This is a genomic window from Streptomyces phyllanthi (assembly GCF_009377205.1).
GTDB classification, from domain to species: Bacteria; Actinomycetota; Actinomycetes; order Streptomycetales; family Streptomycetaceae; genus Streptomyces; species Streptomyces phyllanthi.
The window spans coordinates 13,975-34,709 of sequence record NZ_VJZE01000045.1 but is presented as its reverse complement, the minus strand read 5'-3'; the positions used below and the strand labels follow the sequence as shown (position 1 = coordinate 34,709).

General features: G+C 69.4%; 19 protein-coding genes. 13 read left to right on the top strand and 6 right to left on the bottom strand.

Annotated features, from left to right (window positions below; translation table 11 throughout):
• Positions 1-33: 33 nt before the first annotated feature.
• A complete protein-coding gene (locus tag FNH04_RS09835) occupies positions 34-1,044 on the bottom strand; it encodes a zinc-dependent alcohol dehydrogenase (protein WP_152782423.1) in 1,011 nt (336 codons plus the stop codon).
• Positions 1,037-1,468 (bottom strand): tautomerase family protein, encoded by a 432-nt coding sequence (locus FNH04_RS09830; RefSeq protein ID WP_152782421.1) that lies wholly within the window; start codon positions 1,466-1,468, stop codon positions 1,037-1,039. Before FNH04_RS09830 ends, FNH04_RS09835 begins: the two co-directional genes overlap by 8 nt.
• 115 nt (positions 1,469-1,583) lie before the next feature.
• On the opposite strand from FNH04_RS09830, the gene FNH04_RS09825 reads away from it, so the two are divergent.
• A complete protein-coding gene (locus FNH04_RS09825; protein WP_152782419.1) occupies positions 1,584-2,168 on the top strand; it encodes a TetR/AcrR family transcriptional regulator in 585 nt (194 codons plus the stop codon).
• Between the two features lie 110 nt (positions 2,169-2,278).
• On the opposite strand, the gene FNH04_RS09820 is transcribed toward FNH04_RS09825, so the two are convergent.
• Positions 2,279-3,031 (bottom strand): PaaX family transcriptional regulator C-terminal domain-containing protein, encoded by a 753-nt coding sequence (locus tag FNH04_RS09820; protein ID WP_152782417.1) that lies wholly within the window; start codon positions 3,029-3,031, stop codon positions 2,279-2,281.
• A 74-nt stretch (positions 3,032-3,105) separates the two neighbouring features.
• Between FNH04_RS09820 and FNH04_RS09815 the strand changes: the two genes are divergently transcribed.
• Complete coding sequence (locus FNH04_RS09815; protein ID WP_152782415.1) at positions 3,106-4,770, top strand: acyl-CoA dehydrogenase family protein; 1,665 nt, start codon at positions 3,106-3,108, stop codon at positions 4,768-4,770.
• A 75-nt stretch (positions 4,771-4,845) separates the two neighbouring features.
• On the opposite strand, the gene FNH04_RS09810 is transcribed toward FNH04_RS09815, so the two are convergent.
• Complete coding sequence (locus FNH04_RS09810; RefSeq protein WP_322722831.1) at positions 4,846-5,322, bottom strand: tautomerase enzyme; 477 nt, start codon at positions 5,320-5,322, stop codon at positions 4,846-4,848.
• Between the two features lie 206 nt (positions 5,323-5,528).
• Here FNH04_RS09810 and FNH04_RS09805 point away from each other — a divergent pair, with 206 nt between their 5' ends.
• From FNH04_RS09805 to FNH04_RS09785, 5 genes are all read left to right on the top strand, one after another.
• A complete protein-coding gene (locus FNH04_RS09805) occupies positions 5,529-6,614 on the top strand; it encodes an S-(hydroxymethyl)mycothiol dehydrogenase (protein WP_152782413.1) in 1,086 nt (361 codons plus the stop codon).
• A complete protein-coding gene (locus FNH04_RS09800) occupies positions 6,611-7,246 on the top strand; it encodes an MBL fold metallo-hydrolase (RefSeq protein ID WP_322722830.1) in 636 nt (211 codons plus the stop codon). The genes FNH04_RS09805 and FNH04_RS09800 overlap by 4 nt, the downstream gene beginning before the upstream one ends.
• A gap of 195 nt (positions 7,247-7,441) precedes the next feature.
• Positions 7,442-7,804, top strand: coding sequence for a bifunctional 3-phenylpropionate/cinnamic acid dioxygenase ferredoxin subunit (locus FNH04_RS09795; protein ID WP_152782411.1), 363 nt, complete (start codon positions 7,442-7,444; stop codon positions 7,802-7,804).
• Positions 7,801-8,976, top strand: coding sequence for an NAD(P)/FAD-dependent oxidoreductase (locus tag FNH04_RS09790; protein WP_322722829.1), 1,176 nt, complete (start codon positions 7,801-7,803; stop codon positions 8,974-8,976). Before FNH04_RS09795 ends, FNH04_RS09790 begins: the two co-directional genes overlap by 4 nt.
• Positions 8,977-9,107: 131 nt before the next feature.
• Positions 9,108-10,238 carry an aromatic ring-hydroxylating oxygenase subunit alpha gene (locus tag FNH04_RS09785; protein ID WP_322722828.1) on the top strand — a complete coding sequence of 377 codons (1,131 nt, stop codon included), beginning with the start codon at positions 9,108-9,110 and terminating at the stop codon, positions 10,236-10,238.
• Positions 10,239-10,248: 10 nt separating this feature from the next.
• Here the strand turns inward: FNH04_RS09785 and FNH04_RS09780 are convergent, their stop codons facing one another.
• Entirely contained in the window at positions 10,249-11,046 is a 798-nt protein-coding gene (locus tag FNH04_RS09780; protein WP_152782409.1) for an IclR family transcriptional regulator, read from the bottom strand.
• 149 nt (positions 11,047-11,195) lie between these two features.
• Here FNH04_RS09780 and betA point away from each other — a divergent pair, with 149 nt between their 5' ends.
• Together betA and FNH04_RS09770 are read left to right on the top strand one after the other, a co-directional pair.
• Positions 11,196-12,866, top strand: a complete 1,671-nt coding sequence (gene betA, locus FNH04_RS09775; protein ID WP_152782407.1) for a choline dehydrogenase — start codon at positions 11,196-11,198, stop codon at positions 12,864-12,866.
• 3 nt (positions 12,867-12,869) lie between these two features.
• Positions 12,870-13,706 carry a methylenetetrahydrofolate reductase gene (locus FNH04_RS09770; protein WP_152782405.1) on the top strand — a complete coding sequence of 279 codons (837 nt, stop codon included), beginning with the start codon at positions 12,870-12,872 and terminating at the stop codon, positions 13,704-13,706.
• Positions 13,707-13,842: 136 nt separating this feature from the next.
• On the opposite strand, the gene purU is transcribed toward FNH04_RS09770, so the two are convergent.
• A complete protein-coding gene (gene purU / locus FNH04_RS09765; RefSeq protein WP_152782403.1) occupies positions 13,843-14,736 on the bottom strand; it encodes a formyltetrahydrofolate deformylase in 894 nt (297 codons plus the stop codon).
• A gap of 206 nt (positions 14,737-14,942) precedes the next feature.
• Between purU and FNH04_RS09760 the strand changes: the two genes are divergently transcribed.
• From FNH04_RS09760 to FNH04_RS09745, 4 genes are read left to right on the top strand one after another with little or no spacing between them, the layout of a single operon-like run.
• Positions 14,943-16,412, top strand: coding sequence for an aldehyde dehydrogenase family protein (locus tag FNH04_RS09760; RefSeq protein ID WP_322722826.1), 1,470 nt, complete (start codon positions 14,943-14,945; stop codon positions 16,410-16,412).
• Positions 16,413-16,432: 20 nt separating this feature from the next.
• A complete protein-coding gene (locus tag FNH04_RS09755) occupies positions 16,433-17,521 on the top strand; it encodes a quaternary amine ABC transporter ATP-binding protein (protein WP_322722824.1) in 1,089 nt (362 codons plus the stop codon).
• Entirely contained in the window at positions 17,521-19,539 is a 2,019-nt protein-coding gene (locus tag FNH04_RS09750; RefSeq protein WP_152782401.1) for an ABC transporter permease, read from the top strand. The genes FNH04_RS09755 and FNH04_RS09750 overlap by 1 nt, the downstream gene beginning before the upstream one ends.
• A 14-nt stretch (positions 19,540-19,553) precedes the next feature.
• Positions 19,554-20,531, top strand: a complete 978-nt coding sequence (locus FNH04_RS09745; protein ID WP_152782398.1) for an ABC transporter substrate-binding protein — start codon at positions 19,554-19,556, stop codon at positions 20,529-20,531.
• Positions 20,532-20,735 lie beyond the last annotated feature (204 nt).

Sequence of the window (20,735 nt, the reverse complement as noted above, 5' to 3'; positions counted from 1 at the left end):
GGGGAGTGGTGGGCCGGGGAGGGCACGGCTCGGTCAGGAGTCGGCGCGTACGAAGACGGGTTTGAGGTGCTTCTCGGGGAGAAGGCCGGGGAGTTGTTCCCAGTCGAGGACGTGCGAGACGACGCGTTCGGGCGCCACCTTCCCGGAGCGGGCCAGGTCGAGGGCGTCGGGGATGTGGGCGCGGACGTTGTCGCGGGCGACGCGCAGGGTGACACCGGTGAGGTACATGTCCAGCAGGGGCAGCTCGCCGGGGCGGAAGTGGTTGCCCGCCGATTCGCATATGCCTTCCGGGGCAAGGCACTTGAGGGCGAGCGCCAGCTGGTCGACGCGGCCCGTGGCCTCGACGGCCAGGTCGAAGCCGTGCCGGACGGGCTCGACCGTCTCGGCCGTGCGGGCGCCGTAGCCCTCGGCGATCCTGCGGTGTTCGGGGTCGGGGTCGACGTAGAGGACGTCGGAGGCGCCGAGCGCGCGGGCGATGTCGCACACGTACAGGCCGATGCTGCCGCGGGCCACGACCAGGACGCGGGCGCCGGGCCTCGCCTTCAGGTGGGGCGCCACCAGGCGCCAGGACAGGGACCAGTTGTCGCTGGCCGACGCCATGGCGACCGGGTCCAGATCGGCGGGCAGGGGCACCAGCATGGCGTCCGCCCACGGCACGCGGACCAGGTCGGAGAAGAGGCCGCCCCAGTTCCCGCCGATCGGTGCGCCGTACATGGCCATGTGCGGTACTGCCGTGCAGTGCGCCGTCAGTCCGGTGCGGCAGTTGTCGCAGGCACCGCAGTTGATGGACCAGGGGACGACCACCAGGTCACCGGGGGCCACGGTGGTGACGGCGTCCCCGGCGTCGACCACCCGGGCCACGCACTCGTGCCCCAGGGCGAACGGCGGGTCGATGAAGCCGTGACCGGCGAGGATCGCGGAGTCCACGTCACAGGAGGTGGCGGCGACCGGGGTGACGATCGCCTCCTGGCCGGACTGGAGCCTGGGGTCGGGTGCCTCGCGCCACTCGACGGTGTGCCGGGCGACGTACGTCAGTTCACGCATCCGTCGGCTGCCCCTTCGCCAGAGCCGCGAGGTCGGCGTAGCGCATGACCGATCCGCCCGCGCCCCAGGTGCCGTCGGGCTGCTCGTGCACCAGCACCCACACGCGCAGGGCGTCGTCCTGGCTCAGCCCGGCGGCGTCGAGCACGGCCTTGGTCATGTCCTGCACCACTCCGGCCTTGCGTCGCTCGGACAGCGCTCCCTGAGGGACTGTCACCTCCACGAGGAAGCGCGGCGCGTCGTCCTCGATGGTGCTCTGTGCCCCCTCGGGCAGTTCGATGAGGTAGCTCCACGCCAGGGAGCGGAAGAGCGCGGTGTCGGGTGCTCCCTCCCAGCGCAGCAGCATGGTGGCCAGCTCACGCTGGATCCCCTTGCGGCCTTCCTCGGTCAGCGAACCGGACGGGACGGTGAGCCGGATCATCGGCATGACGAAGTCTCCCTTCGGGCTTCCACAAGATCTATGACGATCGCTATAAGCAGGGGTCACGCTAGACTATGACGAGCGCTATAGCCAAGCGCTGCAGCCGGAGGGGAGTACGGACTTGGCCAAACCCAGCACGCCGTCCCGTGAGCGGATCGTGGCCGGCGCGGCCGACATGATCAGCAGGCGCGGTCTCAACGCCACCAGCATCCGGGAGCTGGCCAAACACGCCCGGGCGCCCCTCGGCTCGACCTACCACTACTTCCCCGAGGGCAAGGGGCAGCTGGCCACCGAGGCGGTGCGGTACGCGGGCGAGGCCGTCGTGCGCGTACTGCGCAGGGAACTGGAGGCGGGCCCGGTCGCCGGGGTGCGCGCCTTCCTGACCCTGTGGCGCGGCAACGTCCTCGAGAGCGACTTCCGCGCCGGCTGCCCCGTGCTGGCCGTCGCCGTCGAGGAGCCGCCGGCCGACGAGACCCCACCGGCCCTCGCCGCCGCGGCGGAGGCGTTCGACAGCTGGGAGCAACTGCTCGCAGACGCGCTGCGCGAGCACGGTGCCGACCCCGCGCAGATCCCCGCGCTCGCGGCCCTCGTCGTGGCATCGGTCGAGGGCGCCGTCGCCATGTGCCGCGCCAAGCACAGCATCCAGCCCCTGGATCAGGTCGCGCAGCAGCTCGAAGTCCTGATCACGGCCGCGCTCGACCGCTAGGGCCTGTCCGGCGGATGTCCTTGCCCTCCCCCCGGGGGTGCTCGTGTGGCGCCGGTGTCGACCTGAAGGGGGCGTGGACCGGGGCGCGGGGTCGTGCGACGCCCCTCCTCTCAGCCCGTGCGCCCCAGCGCCGTCTCGGTCAGCTCCCGCCGGTGGTCCGTGTACGCGGCCCGCAGCTCAGGCCCCGGCCAGTCCGCCGGCAGGAGTTCGGGGGGCAGGACGGGGTCGGCGAGCAGATGTCGTACGGCGGCCGCGAGGGCGGTGAAGCGATCGGCGGGCTGCCGGGTCCGCGCGATGTGGGCGAGCAACGCCTCGGCCTTCGCGGCCCAGGTGTCCAGGGGCCAGAGGCTCGAGGCCAGGTCGCCGGAGGGGCGGTCGGGGCGGGTGGTGAAGTGCTGGACCGCCCGGCCGAGGCCCGGCGGCCGGGTGCGGAGCAGGTTCGCCGGACGCAGCCAGACGCCCTCCCGCAGCTCGGCGAGCCGCAGGGCGGTCAGTCGTGCGCGCAGTTCGGCGCGTTCGGCGGGGTCCCGGCCGGTGGCGGTGACGACGACCATCTCCCAGTCGCCGTCCCACGGCCGGGTCTCGGGGCGTACCGCCGCGTCCTGGCGGCGCTGGCGCTCCAGCAGCCGGTCGCTGAGGCGGTAGACCGAGTCCGTGCGCCGCAGGTCCCCGGCTGACACCATCCGGCTGAGCGCGGCTCGCAGGGCGGACCCCGCGACGCCGAAGGGTTCCACGCGGCGCACGAGTTCTTTCACGGGCAGCTCGGGAGGGTGCGTGCCCAGCAGAAGACTCAGGACGACCGACCGCGCGGACAGCGGCCGAAGTTCGAGCTCGGTCGGCTGCCCCGGGACGTTCATCTGCATGACCACGTACTGTACGTGGCCCCCTTGGTGTTACAGCGTGGCTGCGACCGTAGGAATGATGTAATACTCGTCCCATGGCCACGACAGTCGCGCACGCCCAGTCGCCCTCGCGGTACACCACCCACGACGTCACCAACCAGCCCCCGCCCCTGGCCCCGTACGACGCGTCCGAGGACGCGGCCCTGATGGAGGGGCTGCGCAGGGAGGGCGCGGAGTGGGCCGAGAAGGACATCCGGCGGCTGGGCCTCCAGGCCGGCAGCATCGAGGCGCAGGAGTGGGCCGAGCAGGCCAACCGGTTCGAGCCGGAGCTGCGTACCCACGACCGGTACGGAAACCGAGTCGACGAGGCCGACTTCCATCCCAGTTGGCACCATCTGATGCGGACCGCGGTCGGTGCGGGCCTGGCGGGCGCGCCCTGGGCGGACGACCGGCCCGGTGCCCATGTCGCGCGTATCGCGGGCGGGCTGGTGTGGGGACACACCGAGGCCGGGCACACCTGCCCGACGTCGATGACGTACGCGGTCGTGCCCGCGCTGCGCCGTCAGCCGGAGCTGGCCGCCGTGTACGAACCCCTGCTGACCGGCCGGGAGTACGACCCGGGCCTGCGGGTGCCCACCGAGAAGCGCGGGCTGCTCGCCGGGATGGGGATGACCGAGAAGCAGGGCGGCAGCGACGTACGGGCGAACAGTACGACGGCCACACCCGGCGCCGAGCCCGGCGTGTACACCCTGCGCGGGCACAAGTGGTTCACGTCGGCGCCGATGTGCGACCTGTTCCTCGTGCTCGCCCAGGCACCGGACGGCCTGACCTGCTTCCTGGTGCCACGCGTCCTGCCCGACGGCAGCCGCAACACCTTCCGTATCCAGCGGCTCAAGGACAAGCTGGGCAACCGCTCCAATGCTTCCTCGGAGCCGGAGTTCGACGGCACCGTCGCCTGGCGCGTCGGGCCCGAGGGCCAGGGGGTGAAGACCATCATCGAGATGGTCAACTGCACCCGGCTGGACTGTGTGATGGGCTCGGCGACGCTGATGCGCAGGACGCTCGTCGAGGCGGGCCACCACGCGCGGCACCGCAGTGCCTTCGGCGCGCGGCTGCTGGACCAGCCGCTGATGCGCAACGTCCTGGCCGATCTCGCGCTGGAGTCCGAGGCGGCCACGACCCTCACGCTGCGGCTGGCCGGCGCGGCCGACCGGGCGGTGCGCGGGGACGACGGCGAGCGGATGTTCCGCAGGATCGCCACCGCCGTCGGCAAGTACTGGGTGACCAAGCGGGGCCCGGCCTTCACCGCGGAGGCCCTGGAGTGCCTGGGGGGCAACGGCTACGTCGAGGATTCGGGAATGCCCCGCCACTACCGGGAGGCACCCCTGCTGTCGATCTGGGAGGGTTCGGGCAACGTCAACGCCCTCGACGTGCTGCGGGCGCTGACGCGGGAGCCCGGCACCGTGGACGCGTTGTTCGCCGAACTCGCCCTGGCGCACGGCGCGGACACCCGGCTCGACGCGGCCGTGGCCCGGCTGAGGGACGGGCTGCGCGAGGCCGACCAGACGGGCGCCCGGCGCCTCGTGGAGCGGATGGCCCTGACCCTGCAGGCCTCTCTGCTGGTCCGGCATGCCCCGCCCGCGGTCGCCGACGCGTTCTGCGCGACCCGTCTCGGCGGCGACTGGGGCCACGCCTTCGGTACCCTGCCGGGTTCCGCCGACCTGGACGGGATCCTGGGGCGGGCGCTGCCGGTCGGCTGACCCGAGCGCCGTTGCGCTGTGCGGGGACGTACCGCCGGCTTCCCGGTCGATGACTTTGGGACGCCGGCCCCGCGCTCAGGCGCCGACGGCTGTGCGGATCGTCTTGATCTTCTCCTCGGTGAACACGCCGGTGTCGAGGAGGGAGAGGATCGAGAGCACACCGCCGCCGGCCCCCCAGCTCCCCTCGTCGATGACCCGGAAGGTGACCCACCAGGTCGGCAACGGCTCCTGAACCCCACATGCCTGGGCCATCGCGGCCAGGACGCGCTCGATGACCTCGGCCCGTACCTCCTGCCGCCAGTCCCCGTCCATGACCGCCACATCGATCACCATGACGTCGGCCTCCGGCTCGATGTCCGCCAGCAGACGGCCACCGATGGCCATCATGTCGGGCTCGCGCTCCACGAAGTGCACCTGGAACCCGGCCCGCGCGGCCGGGGCGAACCGGCCGACCTCGGGCACGAGCACGGCGTCCGTCAGTGTCTCGGCCAGCGTGCGGCGCTGCCAGAGGCTCAGACGGCCCTTCTCGGTGTTCACGGTGATGATGGTCACGGCTGCCTCCTATAACGATCGTCAGACCGAGACAGTACACGGCTCTATAACGAGTGTCCTAACGGTCGCCGTCCGGCGGTGTCGGTCGTGAACGACCGGATCCTTGACCCCTGGTCGGCGCTCCACGATGCTGTGTTGCGATACACGCGATGTGTACCGCGATAAGCAACATCAGACTCAGTTCTCATATCAGCCGAGGAGTGGCCATGGCTCACCAGGTCCGTGCTGTCGTCGCGCGCGGGAAGGGCGCCCCCGTCAGCCTGGAAACGATCATCGTGCCCGATCCCGGCCCGGGTGAGGCGCTGGTGAAGATCGAGGCCTGCGGGGTCTGTCACACCGATCTGCACTACCGGGAGGGTGGCATCAACGACGAGTTCCCCTTCCTGCTGGGCCACGAGGCCGCGGGCGTCGTGGAATCGGTGGGGGAGGGCGTCACCGATGTCGCCCCCGGTGACTTCGTCATCCTCAACTGGCGTGCGGTGTGCGGGCAGTGCCGGGCCTGTCTGCGCGGACGCCCGTGGTACTGCTTCAGCACCCACAACGCGAAGCAGAAGATGACCCTGACCGATGGCACCGAGCTGTCGCCGGCGCTGGGTATCGGCGCGTTCGCGGAGAAGACGCTGGTGGCGGCGGGGCAGTGCACGAAGGTCGACCGGGCCGCCTCGGCGGCCGCCGCCGGACTGCTGGGGTGCGGGGTGATGGCCGGCATCGGCGCGGCCATCAACACCGGCAACGTCGGACGGGGCGACAGCGTGGCGGTCATCGGCTGCGGCGGCGTCGGTGCCGCGGCGGTCGTCGGGTCGAGCCTGGCCGGCGCGGCGAAGATCATCGCGGTGGACATCGACGACCTCAAGCTGGAGACCGCCAGGAAGCTGGGCGCCACGCACGCCGTCAACTCCAAGAACAGCGACGCGGTCGAGGCGATCCGTGAGCTGACCGGGGGCTTCGGTGCCGATGTCGTCATCGAGGCGGTGGGCCGCCCGGAGACGTACCAGCAGGCCTTCTACGCCCGCGACCTCGCCGGCACGGTCGTCCTGGTCGGTGTGCCGACACCGGAGATGAAGCTCGAACTGCCGCTGCTGGACGTCTTCGGCCGCGGTGGCGCGCTCAAGTCCTCCTGGTACGGCGACTGCCTGCCCTCCCGGGACTTCCCGATGCTCATCGACCTCTACCTCCAGGGTCGTCTGGATCTGGACACCTTCGTCACGGAGACCATCGCCCTGGACGAGGTCGAGAAGGCCTTCGAGCGGATGCACCGCGGCGACGTGCTGCGCTCGGTGGTGGTCCTGTGACGGCCGGCCCCCGCATCGAACACCTCGTCACCTCGGGGACCTTCTCGCTCGACGGCGGCACCTGGGACGTCGACAACAACGTGTGGATCGTCGGCGACGACCGCGAGGCGATCGTCATCGACGCCGCGCACGACGCGGACGCCATCGCCGCGGCGGTGGGGGAGCGGCGGCTGCTGGCCATCGTGTGCACCCACGCCCACAACGACCACATCGACGCCGCGCCCGAACTCGCCGCACGCACCGGTGCCCCGATCCTGCTCCACGACGACGACCTGCCGCTGTGGAAGCAGACCCACCCCGACCGGACGCCCGACGGTGGACTCACCGACGGTCAGGTCCTCACCGTGGCGGGCGTCGAACTGACCGTGCTGCACACTCCCGGCCATGCTCCCGGGGCGGTCTGTCTCCACGCGCCGGCCCTGACGGCCCTCTTCAGCGGTGACACGCTCTTCGCGGGCGGGCCGGGGGCGACGGGGAGGTCGTACAGCGACTTCGGCACGATCGTCGATTCGATCCGGGACCGGCTGCTGACCCTGCCGGGCGACACCGTCGTACACACCGGACATGGGGAGACGACCACTGTCGCGGCCGAGGCTCCGCACCTCCAGGAGTGGATCGACCGCGGTTTCTGACCGCCTCCCGGCGGCCTTCGCACGGCGCCCGTTCCGCCTGTTCACGCAGGTGGTTCGGGCGTTTCGGGCTGTCCGGAGGCCGATCGGCCGGCCCGTTCGAACCAGGCCCTTGGATGCCTTGACAACGGTTCAGAGCGGCCCGCAGACTGGCGTTGCGCTTACCGCAATCCGTTTCGCTATACGCACCGAGGTGTCATGATGATTCCCGCGTGCCGTCTCGTGGACCTCCCGCGAGGCGAGGCCTTCAGGCTCGACATCGATCCACCGGTTTCGGTGTTCCACACCGACGACGGCGAACTCTTCGCCATCGACGACACCTGCACCCACCAGGACGCCTCGCTCGCCGACGGCTGGCTGGAGGGCTGCGAGGTGGAATGCCCGCTGCATGCCTCGAAGTTCGACCTGAGGACCGGCGCCGTCGACGCCCCGCCGGCCAAGCTCCCGGTACGGACCCACGAGGTCCTCGTCGAGGACGGCATGATCTACGTCCAGGTGTCCACGGACGCCCCCAACCTGCCGCCCTGTGTCGCGTCCCGGCTCGCCGGGGGTCCCGCGTGAGGACCGTGGCCGTGGTGGGCGCCTCGCTGGCCGGTCTGTCGGCGGCGCGCTCACTGCGCAAACAGGGGTTTGACGGACGGCTGGTCATCATCGGTGACGAGATCCACCGCCCGTACGACAGGCCCCCGCTGTCCAAGGAGTTCCTGGCCGGCGGCATCGGCGAAGCCGACCTCGCGCTCGAGATGGACGGCGAGGATCTGGGGGCGGAGTGGCTGCTCGGCACCCGTGCCGCCGGACTGGACCGCACGGAGCGTGCCGTCCGGCTCGTCGGCGGTGGGGAGGACGGCAGGGAGATCCGGGCCGACGGCTTCGTCATCGCGACCGGCGCCGCCGCACGGCAGCTGCCCGGTTCCGACGGCCTGGCCGGAGTCCACGTTCTGCGCACCCTGGACGACGCCCGCGCCCTGCGGGACGAACTGGCGCAAGGCGGACGGCTGGTCGTGATCGGCGGTGGATTCATCGGCGCCGAGGTCGCCTCCACCGCCCATGCCCTCGGACTCGACGTGACGGTCGTCGAAGCGGCGCCCACGCCGCTCGCCGGTCCGCTCGGTGAGGACATGGGCCGCATCGTCTCCGCTCTCCACGTGGACCACGGCGTACGGCTGTTGTGCGGCGTGGGCGTCAAGGGACTGAGCGGGGAGAGCAGGGTCGACGCCGTCCTGCTCGAGGACGGCCGCACCGTCCCCGCCGACATCGTCGTCGTCGGTGTGGGCGCACGCCCGTGCGTCGAGTGGCTGGAAGGATCCGGCGTCGTACTCGACAACGGTGTGAAGTGCGGCGCGGACGGCCGCACCAGCCTGGCCGGTGTGGTCGCCGTCGGTGACTGCGCCTCCTGGTACGACCCCCGCGCGGGCATCCACCGTCGCGTCGAGCACTGGACCGGCGCGCAGGAGCGCCCGGCCGCGGCCGTCGCGACGCTGCTCGCGGGAGGCGCGGTGGAACCGGGTGTGCCCCGGCCGCCGTACTTCTGGTCGGACCAGTACGGAGTGAAGATCCAGTTCGCGGGTCACGCGGCCGGCGCGGACAGCGTGACGGTCGAGGAGGGCGCCCCGGACGATCGCAACGTCCTGGCCGTCTACCGGCGTGCCGGTCATCCGGTCGCCGTGCTCGGGATGAACCAGCCGAGGCTGTTCACCCGCTGGCGCAAGCAGCTCGCCGCCATGACATCTTGACGCCGCCCCTGCGGTATCCCATGCTGCGGTTTCATATGGCGCGCAGCGTTGCTCCACACAAAACGCCGTCCGGAGTCGCTCTTCCCGGCGTGTGAAAGACCGATCCCACGACGTTTCCCGAGGAGTGCACTGTGACCTCGACCGGCCTGCCGGACAGCCTGATCGCCACTCTCCCCGGCTCCTCCTACACGGACCCGGAGATCTTCGCCCAGGAACAGGAGCGCATATTCGAGACCATGTGGTTCTGTGCCGTGCGCTCGTCCGAGCTGGCGAAGCCCGGAGCCTTCCGGACCGTCGACGTGGGCCGCGAGAGCATCCTCGTCACCCGCGCCCGGGACAACTCGATCCGCGCCTACTTCAACGTCTGCCGGCACCGCGGCGCCAAGCTCTGCACGGAGGAGAGCGGTGAGGTCAAGCGGGCTTTCCAGTGCCCGTACCACGCCTGGACGTACGATCTGAACGGCAAGCTGGTCGCGGCGCCCAACCTCACCAAGATGCCCGACGTCGGCCGCACCGAGTACGGCCTGGTGAGCGTGGCCGTCCGCGAGTGGCTCGGCTATGTCTGGGTCTGCCTGGCGGAGAATCCGCCGTCCTTCGACGAGGACGTCATCGGTGACGTCGTCGCCCGCCTCGGCGACGTGGAGTCGATCGAGCGCTACGACATCGAGAACCTCTCGGTCGGCAAGCGGATCGTCTACGACGTCAAGGCGAACTGGAAGCTCATCATCGAGAACTTCATGGAGTGCTACCACTGCGCCACGATCCACCCCGAACTCACCGAGGTGCTCCCCGAGTTCGCGGACGGCTACGCGGCCCAGTACTACGTCGGCCACGGCGCCGAGTTCGGTGCGGAGGTCCAGGGCTTCACCGTCGACGGCTCCGAGGGCCTGGACCGCATCCCCGGCGTCGCCGAGGACCAGGACCGCCGCTACTACGCGATCACCGTCAGGCCGCAGGTCTTCATCAACCTCGTACCCGACCACGTCATCTTCCACCGCATGTACCCGGTGGCCGTCGACCGCACGATCGTCGAGTGCGACTGGCTCTACCTCCCGCACGTCGTCGACAGCGGCAAGGACGTCAGCCGGTCCGTGGAACTCTTCGACCGGGTCAACCGGCAGGACTTCGAGGCATGCGAGCGCACGCAGCCCGGAATGAACTCCCGGCTGTATGCCAAGGGGGGCGTGCTGGTGCCCAGCGAGCACCACATCGGAGCCTTCCACGACTGGGTGAACGAGCGCCTGGGCGCCGGCTCGCAGTAGTCGGGCGGGGTCAGCCCAGGTAGCCCATCCGGTGACTGATCTCCTCGGCGCCCTTGATCAGCACCGGGGCGAGCTCGCGCATCCGCTCCTCCGTGAACCGGTACGAGGGCCCTGAGGCCGTGACCGCGGCGATGACCTCTCCGTCCCGGTTGAGGACAGGGGCCGCCATGGCGTGCAGGCCGATCTCCAGCTCCTCCTGGGTCCAGGCGTAGCCGGCCTCCCGCACCTCGGCGAGGTTCTTCTCGAGCTTCGCCTTCGAGGTGATGGTGTGCGGCGTGACCTTCTTGAGGCCGGACTCGGTCAGCAGCGTGGCGCGCTCCTTGGCGGGCAGGTAGGCCAGCAGGACCTTGCCGCTCGACGTGGCGTGCAGCGGGGTCAGCTGGCCGACCCAGTTGTACGCGCTGACCGCGCCCGGGCCGCGCACCTGGTAGAGGTTGATCGCGTAGTGCTCCTGCAGCACCGCGATGTTGACCGTCTCGCCGAGCTCCTCCGCGAGGCGCTCGCAGACCGGGCGGCCCTGCTGCGTGATGTCGATGCGTCCGGTGACCGCGCCGGCCAGGCGTACGATGCCGAAGCCGAGGCGGTACTTGCCGCGCTCGCCCGCCTGCTCCACCAGACCGCGCGCCTCGAGGGCGCCGAGCAGACGGAATGCGGTGGACTTGTGAACATCGATCTCAGCGGCGACTTCACTGACGCCGGCCTCGCCACGCTGGGCCAGAATCTCCAGGACGCTGATGGCGCGGTCGACCGACTGCACTCCGCCGACGGGTGAACTCGGTGTTTCGATATCGGGACTGTAGTTGCTCATAACGAAACTATACGCGTAGTAAACAACACCTGTGCAAGTAACAGCACCGGAATGCGACTTGTAAGTTGCGTCGCTCGCAACCTGGTGCGTATAGAGATACCGGTACTAGCATGCCTCGCGTATCTACGGCGCGAGCGAGACGAGGCACCATGGCTCCCCTGCACTACGACTTCGTCATCGTCGGCGGCGGATCGGCCGGCAGCGCACTGGCGAACAGGCTCTCCGCGGACCCGGCGAACCGGGTGCTGGTGCTGGAGGCCGGCCGGTCCGACTTCCCGTGGGATGTCTTCATCCACATGCCCGCGGCGCTGACCTATCCGATCGGCAGCCGGTTCTACGACTGGAAGTACGAGTCCGAGCCCGAGCCCCACATGGGCGGCAGACGCGTCTACCACGCGCGCGGCAAGGTCCTGGGCGGTTCCAGCAGCATCAACGGCATGATCTTCCAGCGCGGCAATCCCATGGACTACGAGCGCTGGGCGGCCGACCCCGGCATGGAGAGCTGGGACTACGCGCACTGCCTGCCGTACTTCCGGCGTATGGAGAACTGCCTCGCGGCCGATCCGGACGACGAGTTCCGCGGTCATGACGGCCCCCTCGTCCTCGAACGGGGTCCCGCGACCAACCCGCTCTTCGGTGCCTTCCTCGAGGCCACCCAGGAAGCCGGCTACGCGCCCACGGACGACGTCAACGGCTACCGGCAGGAAGGTTTCGCCAAGTTCGACCGAAACGTCCACCGCGGACGTCGGCTCTCGGCCTCGAAGGCGTACCTCAAGCCCGTCAGGAAGCGGCCCAACCTCACCGTCAAAACCCGCGCCCTCGTCACGCGCGTGCTCTTCGAGGGCAAGCGCGCCGTGGGAGTGGAGTACCAGCGCGGCCGGGGCGCGACCCAGCAGGTCCGCGCCAAGGAAGTCATCCTGTGCGGCGGCGCCATCAACTCCCCGCAGCTGCTGCAGCTCTCCGGTGTCGGCAACGCCGAGGAGCTGAGCGCCCTCGGGATCGACGTCGTCCACGACCTCCCGGGCGTCGGCGAGAACATGCAGGACCACCTGGAGGTCTACGTCCAGTACGCCTGCAAGCAGCCGGTCTCCATGCAGCCGTACATGGCGAAGTGGCGCGCCCCCTTCATCGGGCTGCAGTGGCTCTTCCGCAAGGGCCCGGCCGCCACCAACCACTTCGAGGCCGGCGGTTTCGCCCGCAGCAACGAGGACGTGGACTACCCCAACCTGATGTTCCACTTCCTGCCGATCGCCGTCCGCTACGACGGCACCTCGCCCTCCGGCGGCCACGGCTACCAGGTGCACGTGGGCCCCATGTACTCCGACGCGATCGGCTCGGTGAAGATCAAGAGCAAGGACCCGCGCGAGCACCCCGCGCTGCGCTTCAACTACCTCTCCACCGAGCAGGACCGCCGTGAGTGGGTCGAGGCGATCCGGGTGACCCGCAAGCTCCTCAACCAGCCGGCACTCGCCCCGTACAACGACGGGGAGATCTCGCCCGGGCCGAAGGTGGACACGGACGAGGAGATCCTCGCCTGGGTCGCGAAGGAGGGCGAGACCGCCCTGCACCCGTCCTGCACCTGCAAGATGGGCACCGACGAGATGTCCGTCGTCGACCCGGCCAGCATGCGGGTGCACGGGCTCGAGGGCCTGCGCGTGGTGGACGCGTCGGTGATGCCGTACGTCACCAACGGCAACATCTACGCGCCGGTGATGATGGTCGCCGAGAAGGCCGCCGACCTGATCCTCGGCAAGGAGCCCCTGGCGCCTTCGAAGGCCGCGTACTACCGCCACCGCGATGCCCGGCAGCAGGCGGGGTAGGGGTTGAGCGCCGCAGGGTTCCGGGCGCTGCTGCACAGCGTCCGCTACGAGGTGCTGCCCGCGAAGGCGACCGAGGACAAGGTCCTCGCCCATGTTCCGCGCGACGTCGTGGTCACCGTGACGGCGTCGCCGGTCAAGGGTCTGGAACCGACGCTCGATCTCACGACCCGGCTCGCGGCGCACGGCTACCGTGTCGTCTCGCACGTGCCCGCGCGGCTGCTGCGGGACGACACGCACCTGAAGGAGGTCGTCGAGCGGCTCCGCGAGGCGGGTGTGGACGACGTCTTCGTCCCGGCGGGCGACGCGGAGCCGCCGGCCGGGGTCTATGACGGGGCGCTGCCGGTGCTGCGCGGGCTGAGTGAGCTGGGCGGGCCCTTCGCTCATGTCGGCGTCACCGGTTATCCCGAGAGTCATCCGCTCATCCATGACGACGTCACCATCCAGGCGATGTGGGACAAGCGCGAGTACGCGACGTACATCGTGAGCAATCTGTGCTTCGATCCGCGCGTGCTGGGGGAGTGGGTCGTCCGGATACGGCGCCGGGACGTTCGCCTGCCTGTGCATGTGGGCGTCGCGGGGCCTGTGCAGCGGGCGAAGCTGCTGTCGATGGCGGCGAAGATCGGGGTGGGGGAGTCGGCGCGCTTCCTCACGAAGCACGCGTCGTGGTTTGTGCGGTTCGCGGCGCCCGGGGGCTACTCGCCGGAGAGGCTGCTCAGTCGTGGTGCCGAGGCGCTCAGCGCGCCTTCGGCGGGGGTGGCCGGGCTGCATCTGTTCACGTTCAACCAGATCGCGGAGACGGAGCGGTGGCGCCGCGCCGTGCTTGAGCGGCTGGAGGGCTGAGTTCCTCGAGCGCCGGACGGGCTGAACGAAGCCGGCCCGTGCCCGCGAGGCGCCACGGCGTCCGCACCGCCGAAAGCCGTATACAGCGGTGGGCGGAGCTGGAAGTCCGGCTCCGCCCACCGGTGTCCCGTATCGCTCAGCGGAAGACCACCGTGCGGTTGCCGTCCACCATCACGCGGCTCTCGCTGTGCCACTTCACCGCGTGTGCGAGCACCTGTGCCTCGACGTCCCGGCCGACCGTGACCAGATCCCTGGGGTCGAGCGAGTGGTCGACCCTGACCACGTCCTGCTCGATGATCTGCCCCTCGTCCAGGTCCGATGTCACGTAGTGCGCCGTCGCGCCGACGAGCTTCACCCCGCGGTCGTGGGCCTGCTCGTACGGGCGCGCGCCCTTGAAGCTGGGGAGGAAGGAGTGGTGGATGTTGATGGCGCGGCCCTCGAGCTGCTTGCACAGGTCGTCGGAGAGGATCTGCATGTAGCGGGCCAGCACCACCAGGTCGATGTCCAGTTCGCCCACCAGCTCCAGCAGGCGCGCCTCGGCCTCGGCCTTGGTGTCCCTGGTCACCGGGATGTGGTGGAAGGGGATGCCGTAGGACTCCGCCAGCCCCTCGAAGTCCCGGTGGTTGGAGACGATCGCGGGAATCTCGATGTTCAGGGCGCCGGTGCGCCGTCGGAAGAGAAGGTCGTTGAGGCAGTGGCCGAACCTGGACACCATGATGAGTGTCCGGGTCGGGGTCGACGCCTCGCTCAGGGTCCAGGAAATGCCGAACTCCTCGGCCACGGGGCCGAATCGGTGACGCAGGGATTTCACATTCGCGTCCGGATCCGAAACATCGAAGTGGACCCTCATGAAGAAGCGGCCCTGGAGCCGGTCGTCGAACTGCTGGCTCTCCAGGATGTTGCCCGAGTTCCTGACCAGGAAGCCGCTCACCGCGTGGACCAGCCCGGGACTGTCGGGACACGAGAGGGTGAGGACGTACTCACGGCCAGGTTGCGGTCGATGGTACTCAGTGGACACAGCGGCCTCCATTGGTGCGTACTGCGCAACATAGTGAGCAATACGCAACATGGTCCGGGCGGGTAGGGTCTTCGGTCAAGAGAGAAGGGCCGCTCGGCCCCTTGCGAAATCGTCATCCGCCAACCTCTTGACGTAGGACTTTGCATTCGACCAGGGTGTTCCACCACAAGCAATTGAATGCACGATGCGCAACGCATTTCAGCTGAAGGGCTCGGCGCGTGGCAGACCTGTATGTGGCTGGGGAATGGCGGGATTCGGTGGCCGGAGGGCGCCGGGAGATCCGCTGTCCCGCTGACGGCACGCTCACCGCGACCGTCTCGGAAGGGACGCGTCCCGACACCGAGGCGGCGATCGCCGCGGCCCGCCGTGCCTTCGACGAGGGACTCTGGCCGCACACCCCCGAGAGGGAGCGCGGCGCGCTGCTGCTGCGCACCGCCGACCTCATCGAGCGCGACGCCAAGCAGTTCGCGCGCGCCGAATCGCTGGACACCGGCAAGCGGCTCGTGGAGAGCGAGTACGACATCGCCGACGTCGTCTCCTGCTTCCGGTACTACGGCGGGATCGCCGGCACCGACGCGGGCCGGGTGGTCGACACCGGCCGCGACGACGCCGTCAGCCGCGTCGTCCACGAGCCGATCGGTGTGTGCGGGCTGATCACCCCCTGGAACTACCCGCTGCTCCAGGCGTCCTGGAAGGTCGCACCCGCGCTCCTCGCGGGCAACACGATCGTCCTCAAGCCCAGCGAGCTCACCCCCTCCACCTCGATCCTGCTGATGAAGGCGCTGGAGGAGGCCGGACTCCCGGCCGGCGCGGCCAACCTCGTCCTGGGCACCGGGCCCGAGGTGGGCGCCCCCCTGTCCGAGGACCCGGCCGTCGACATGGTCTCCTTCACCGGGGGCCTGGAAACCGGCAAGCGGATCATGGCCACCGCCGCGGCGACCGTGAAGAAGGTCGCGCTGGAGCTCGGCGGCAAGAACCCCAACGTCGTCTTCGCCGACGCCGACTTCGAGACGGCCGTGGACTTCGCCCTCACGGCGGTCTTCCTGCACTCGGGTCAGGTCTGCTCGGCCGGCGCACGGCTGATCGTCGAGGACTCGCTCCACGACCGCTTCGTCGACGAGGTCGTCCGCCGCGCCCGGCAGATCCGGCTCGGCGGACCCTTCGACCCCGAGGCCGAGACCGGAGCGCTGATCTCCGCCCAGCACCGGGAGAAGGTGGAGGCGTACGTCGCGGCGGGACTCGCCGAAGGCGCCGTACTGCGCTGCGGCGGCGAACGGCCCGACGACCCTGCCCTCGCAGGCGGCCACTACTACCCGCCGACCGTTCTCGACGAGTGCCGGCAGGACATGCGCGTCGTGCACGAGGAGTCCTTCGGCCCCGTCCTCACCGTTGAGCGCTTCACCGACGAGGACGACGCCGTACGCATCGCCAACGACACCGAGTACGGGCTCGCCGGAGCCGTCTGGACGCAGGACGCCGGCAAGGCCCAGCGGGTCGCCCGGCGGCTGCGCCACGGCACCGTGTGGATCAATGACTACCACCCCTATGTGCCGCAGGCGGAATGGGGTGGCTTCGGGCACTCGGGCGTCGGCCGGGAGCTGGGACCGACCGGCCTCGACGAGTACCGAGAGCCCAAGCACATCTGGCAGAACATCCAACCCCGGCCGCAACACTGGTTCCGCGGCTGAATGCCGAGAAGAGGTCGATCGTGACCCCAACACAGACCGCGGTGCCGCAGCTGAGCAGCACCCCTCAGGACCCGGACGGTACTCCGGTCATATCCGTGCGCCGGCTGTGGAAGGTGTTCGGGCCGAAGGCCGAGCAGGTACCGGAATCCGAGGAGCTGTGCGGCCTCACCCGCCGTGAGCTCATGGACCGTACCGGATGCACCGCCGCCGTACGCGACGTGAACTTCGACGTCCGCAAGGGCGAGGTCTTCGTCGTCATGGGCCTGTCCGGCTCCGGCAAGTCCACGCTGGTGCGATGTCTGACCCGGCTGATCGAACCCACCGCCGGTGAGCTCGTGTTCGAGGGCGAGGACATCCGCGAGGCGGACGGCAAACGGCTGCGCGACCTCAGACGCAGCAAGTTCTCCATGGTCTTCCAGCACTTCGGACTGCTGCCCCACCGCCGCGTCGTCGACAACGTGGCCTTCGGCCTGGAGATCCGCGGTATGGGCAAGGCCGAACGCATCAAGCGGGCCCTGGAGGTCGTCGAACTGGTCGGCCTCTCCGGCTACGAGAACTCCTACCCCGACCAGCTCTCGGGCGGTATGCAGCAGCGCGTCGGCCTCGCCCGGGCGCTGGCCGGCGACCCGGACGTGCTCTTCTTCGACGAGCCGTTCTCCGCGCTCGACCCGCTGATTCGCCGTGACATGCAGAACGAGGTCATCCGTCTGCACCGCGAGGTCGGCAAGACGATGGTGTTCATCACCCACGACCTCTCCGAGGCGCTCAAGCTGGGCGACCGCATCCTCATCATGCGCGACGGCAAGATGGTCCAGTGCGGCACCGGGGACGAACTGGTCGGCGCCCCCGCCGACGACTACGTACGCGAGTTCGTCAAGGACGTGCCGCGCGGCGACGTGCTCACCCTGCGGTGGATCATGCGCCCGGCGGAGCCCGACGACCCCCTGGACGGTCCCGAGCTGGGCCCGGACGTCGTGGTGAAGGAGGCCACCCGGGCGGTACTTGCGGCCGACAAGCCGGTCAAGGTCGTGGAGAACGGCGAACTGCTCGGCATCGTGGGTGACGAGGAGATCCTCGCGGTGGTCGCCGGGCAGGAAGGCGACATGTGATGGCCGCCGTCATAGAGAAAACGGACAAGCCGGACGCAGTGGGCGAGTTGGAGAAGGTGCCGGAACCCTTGCCCGGCGCTGGGGTCCGCAGAGTCGGCCGCGGCACGGTGGTGGCCGCGATCCTGGTCGTCTGGCTGGTGCTCTTCTTCGTGCTGAAGGGGAAGCAGACCCTCACCCTGGCGGCGGCGGATCTCACGGATCTGCACCGGTGGTTCAACGACCTCAACGACTCGATCGGCGCGAACCGCAACTCCAACCCGCTCTTCATCTACTTCTTCAACGAGATCCGGCTGGTCATCGACACTCTGGTGACCTTCATCCAGGAGCTGATCTCACAGTCCTCCGTCGGCCGCCCCGTCCCGCAGATCGGCTGGCTCGGTGTCGTCGGCATCGTCGGCTATCTCTCCTGGGCCGTGGGCAACTGGAGGGTCGCGCTGCTGGCGGTGGCAGGCTTCACCTTCTTCGGGCTGCAGGGTCTGTGGCAGGAGAGCATGGACACCCTGGCGCTCACCGTCTCCGCGGTGTTCGTGGCGCTGCTGTTCGCGATCCCGCTGGGCGTGTGGGCGGGGCTGTCCGACCGGTTCAACCGGATCATCACGCCCTTCCTGGACTTCATGCAGACGATGCCGACGTTCGTCTATCTGGCCCCGCTGACGCTGTTCTTCCTCATCGGCCCGGCCTCCGCCACCATCGCCACGCTGATCTACGCGGCTCCGCCCGCGATCCGCATCACCGCGCACGCCATCCGCTCCGTACCGGAGACCACGGTGGAGGCGGCCGACTCCCTGGGGGCGACACGACGGCAGGCCCTGATGAAGGTTCTGCTGCCGATGTCCAAGCGGACCGTGGTGATGGGTGTCAACCAGACCATCATGGCCGCCCTGGCCATGGTGACCATCGCCGCCCTGATCGACGCGCCCGGCCTCGGCAAGACCGTCATGCAGGCACTCGAGTCGCTGGACGTCGGCACGGCCTTCAACGCGGGTCTGGCCATCGTCGTCCTGGCCATCGTGCTGGACCGGGTCACCACCGCGGCGAGCGCACGCGAGGAGGCCGCCCGGCGTTCGAAGAACCGTTTCCTGGCCTGGCGGCGTCCGCTGCTCGGGGTGGGTGCGGCGGTCACCGCGGTCCTGGTCTACCTGTCGCACACCTATCTGTGGGCGGCGGAGTTCCCCAGCGAGGGGGACACCGGCAGCGCCATCTCGAGCACGACGGACACCGTGACCACCTGGGTGCAGGACAACCTCTCGGGCATCACCAACGCCTTCCGGGACGCCATCACCTACGGTCTGCTCAACCCGTTCCAAACGCTGCTCACGGACTCCCCGTGGTGGCTCGTCGGTGCGGCACTGATCGCGCTCGGCGTCGTGCTCGGCGGCTGGCGAGCCGGGGTCACCACGGCCGTGTGCGTGGGCCTGCTGGTCGGCACCGGTGTGTGGTCGGACAGCATGACGACGCTGGCGTCGACCCTCGTCGCCACGGTGCTCGTGATGCTGCTCGGCATCGTCTTCGGAGTGTGGATGGGACGCAGTGCGCTGGTGGACCGGCTGCTGCGGCCCAGCCTGGACGCGGCACAGGTCATGCCGCCGTTCGTCTATCTCGTGCCGTTCCTCGCGCTGTTCGGCGCGACACGCTTCACGGCGATCGTCGCCGCCATCGTCTACGCGGCTCCCGTGGCCATGAAGATCATCGCGGACGGGGTACGGAACGTGCCCGCCACCACCGTGGAGGCGGCCACCTCTGCCGGGTGCAACACCTGGCAGATCATCACCAAGGTCCAACTGCCGATGGCACGCGGCGCCCTGACTCTCGCGACGAACCAGGGCCTGATCTACGTGCTGTCGATGGTTGTTGTGGGCGGCCTGGTAGGCGCGGGCGCCCTCGGCTACGACGTCGTGGCCGGCTTCTCGCAGGGGCAGCTGTTCGGGAAGGGACTCGCGGCGGGATTCGCCATCGTCCTTCTCGGAGTCATGTTCGACCGGATCACTCAGGCAGCAGCGCGGCGTACCAGCGCGTAAGGAGCTACTGACTCATGGCAAGACAAGCAAGACAGTGGAGAGTCGGCGCGGCCGGCCTGGCGGTGCTCGGCCTCACTCTCACCGCCTGCGGCGGTGCGAAGGTCGGTGACAGCTCCTCGGAGGCCGACGGCTCCGGCAGCTCCGGCAAGTGCGGCACCTTCAACGTCGCGGTCAACCCGTGGGTGGGTTACGAGGCCAACGCGGCGGTCATCGCCTACGTCGCGGAGAATGACCTCGGCTGCAAGGTCACCAAGAAGGACCTGAAGGAGGAGATCGCCTGGCAGGGCTTCGGGACGGGTGAGGTCGACGCCGTCGTCGAGAACTGGGGTCACGACGACCTGAAGAAGAAGTACATCACCGACCAGAAGACCGCCGTCGACGCCGGCCCGACCGGCAACGAAGGCCTCATCGGCTGGTACGTGCCGCCGTGGCTGGCCAAGGCGCACCCGGACATCACCGACTGGAACAACCTCAACAAGTACGCGTCGAAGTTCAAGACCTCCGAGTCGGGCGGCAAGGGCCAGCTCCTCGACGGCGACCCGTCGTTCGTCACCAACGACGAGGCGCTGGTGAAGAACCTGAAGCTGGACTACAAGGTGGTGTACGCGGGCAGTGAGACCGCCCTCATCCAGACCTTCCGCAAGGCGGAGAAGAACAAGGAATGGGTGATCGGCTACTTCTACGAGCCGCAGTGGTTCATGTCCGAGGTGCCGCTGGAGAAGGTCAAGCTGCCCGAGTACAAGGAGGGCTGCGACGCCGACGCGGAGAAGGTCGACTGCGACTACCCCGTGTACAAGCTGGACAAGATCGTCAGCGCGAAGTTCGCCAAGTCGGGCAGCCCGGCCTATGACCTGGTGAAGAACTTCAACTGGACGAACGACGACCAGAACGTCGTGGCGAAGTACATCGCGGTGGACAAGATGACGCCCGAGGCAGCGGCGAAGAAGTGGGTCGACGCCAACCGCGACAAGGTGGACGCCTGGCTCAAGTAGGGCCGCTCGGCCGGGTCGCTGCACCTGGCCGGGGGACTGGACACTACCCCTGAGAAGGGCCCGGCAGGCTGCGCCGACAGCCTGCCGGGCCCCTTGCGTTTCGGGCTGTTCTCCGATGCCACGGACCCCTTGAACACCCACTCGGACGAGGGTTCGATCCGCGGGCGCGCCGGCGACATCAGCTGCCGGCGCTTCGGTTCGGCG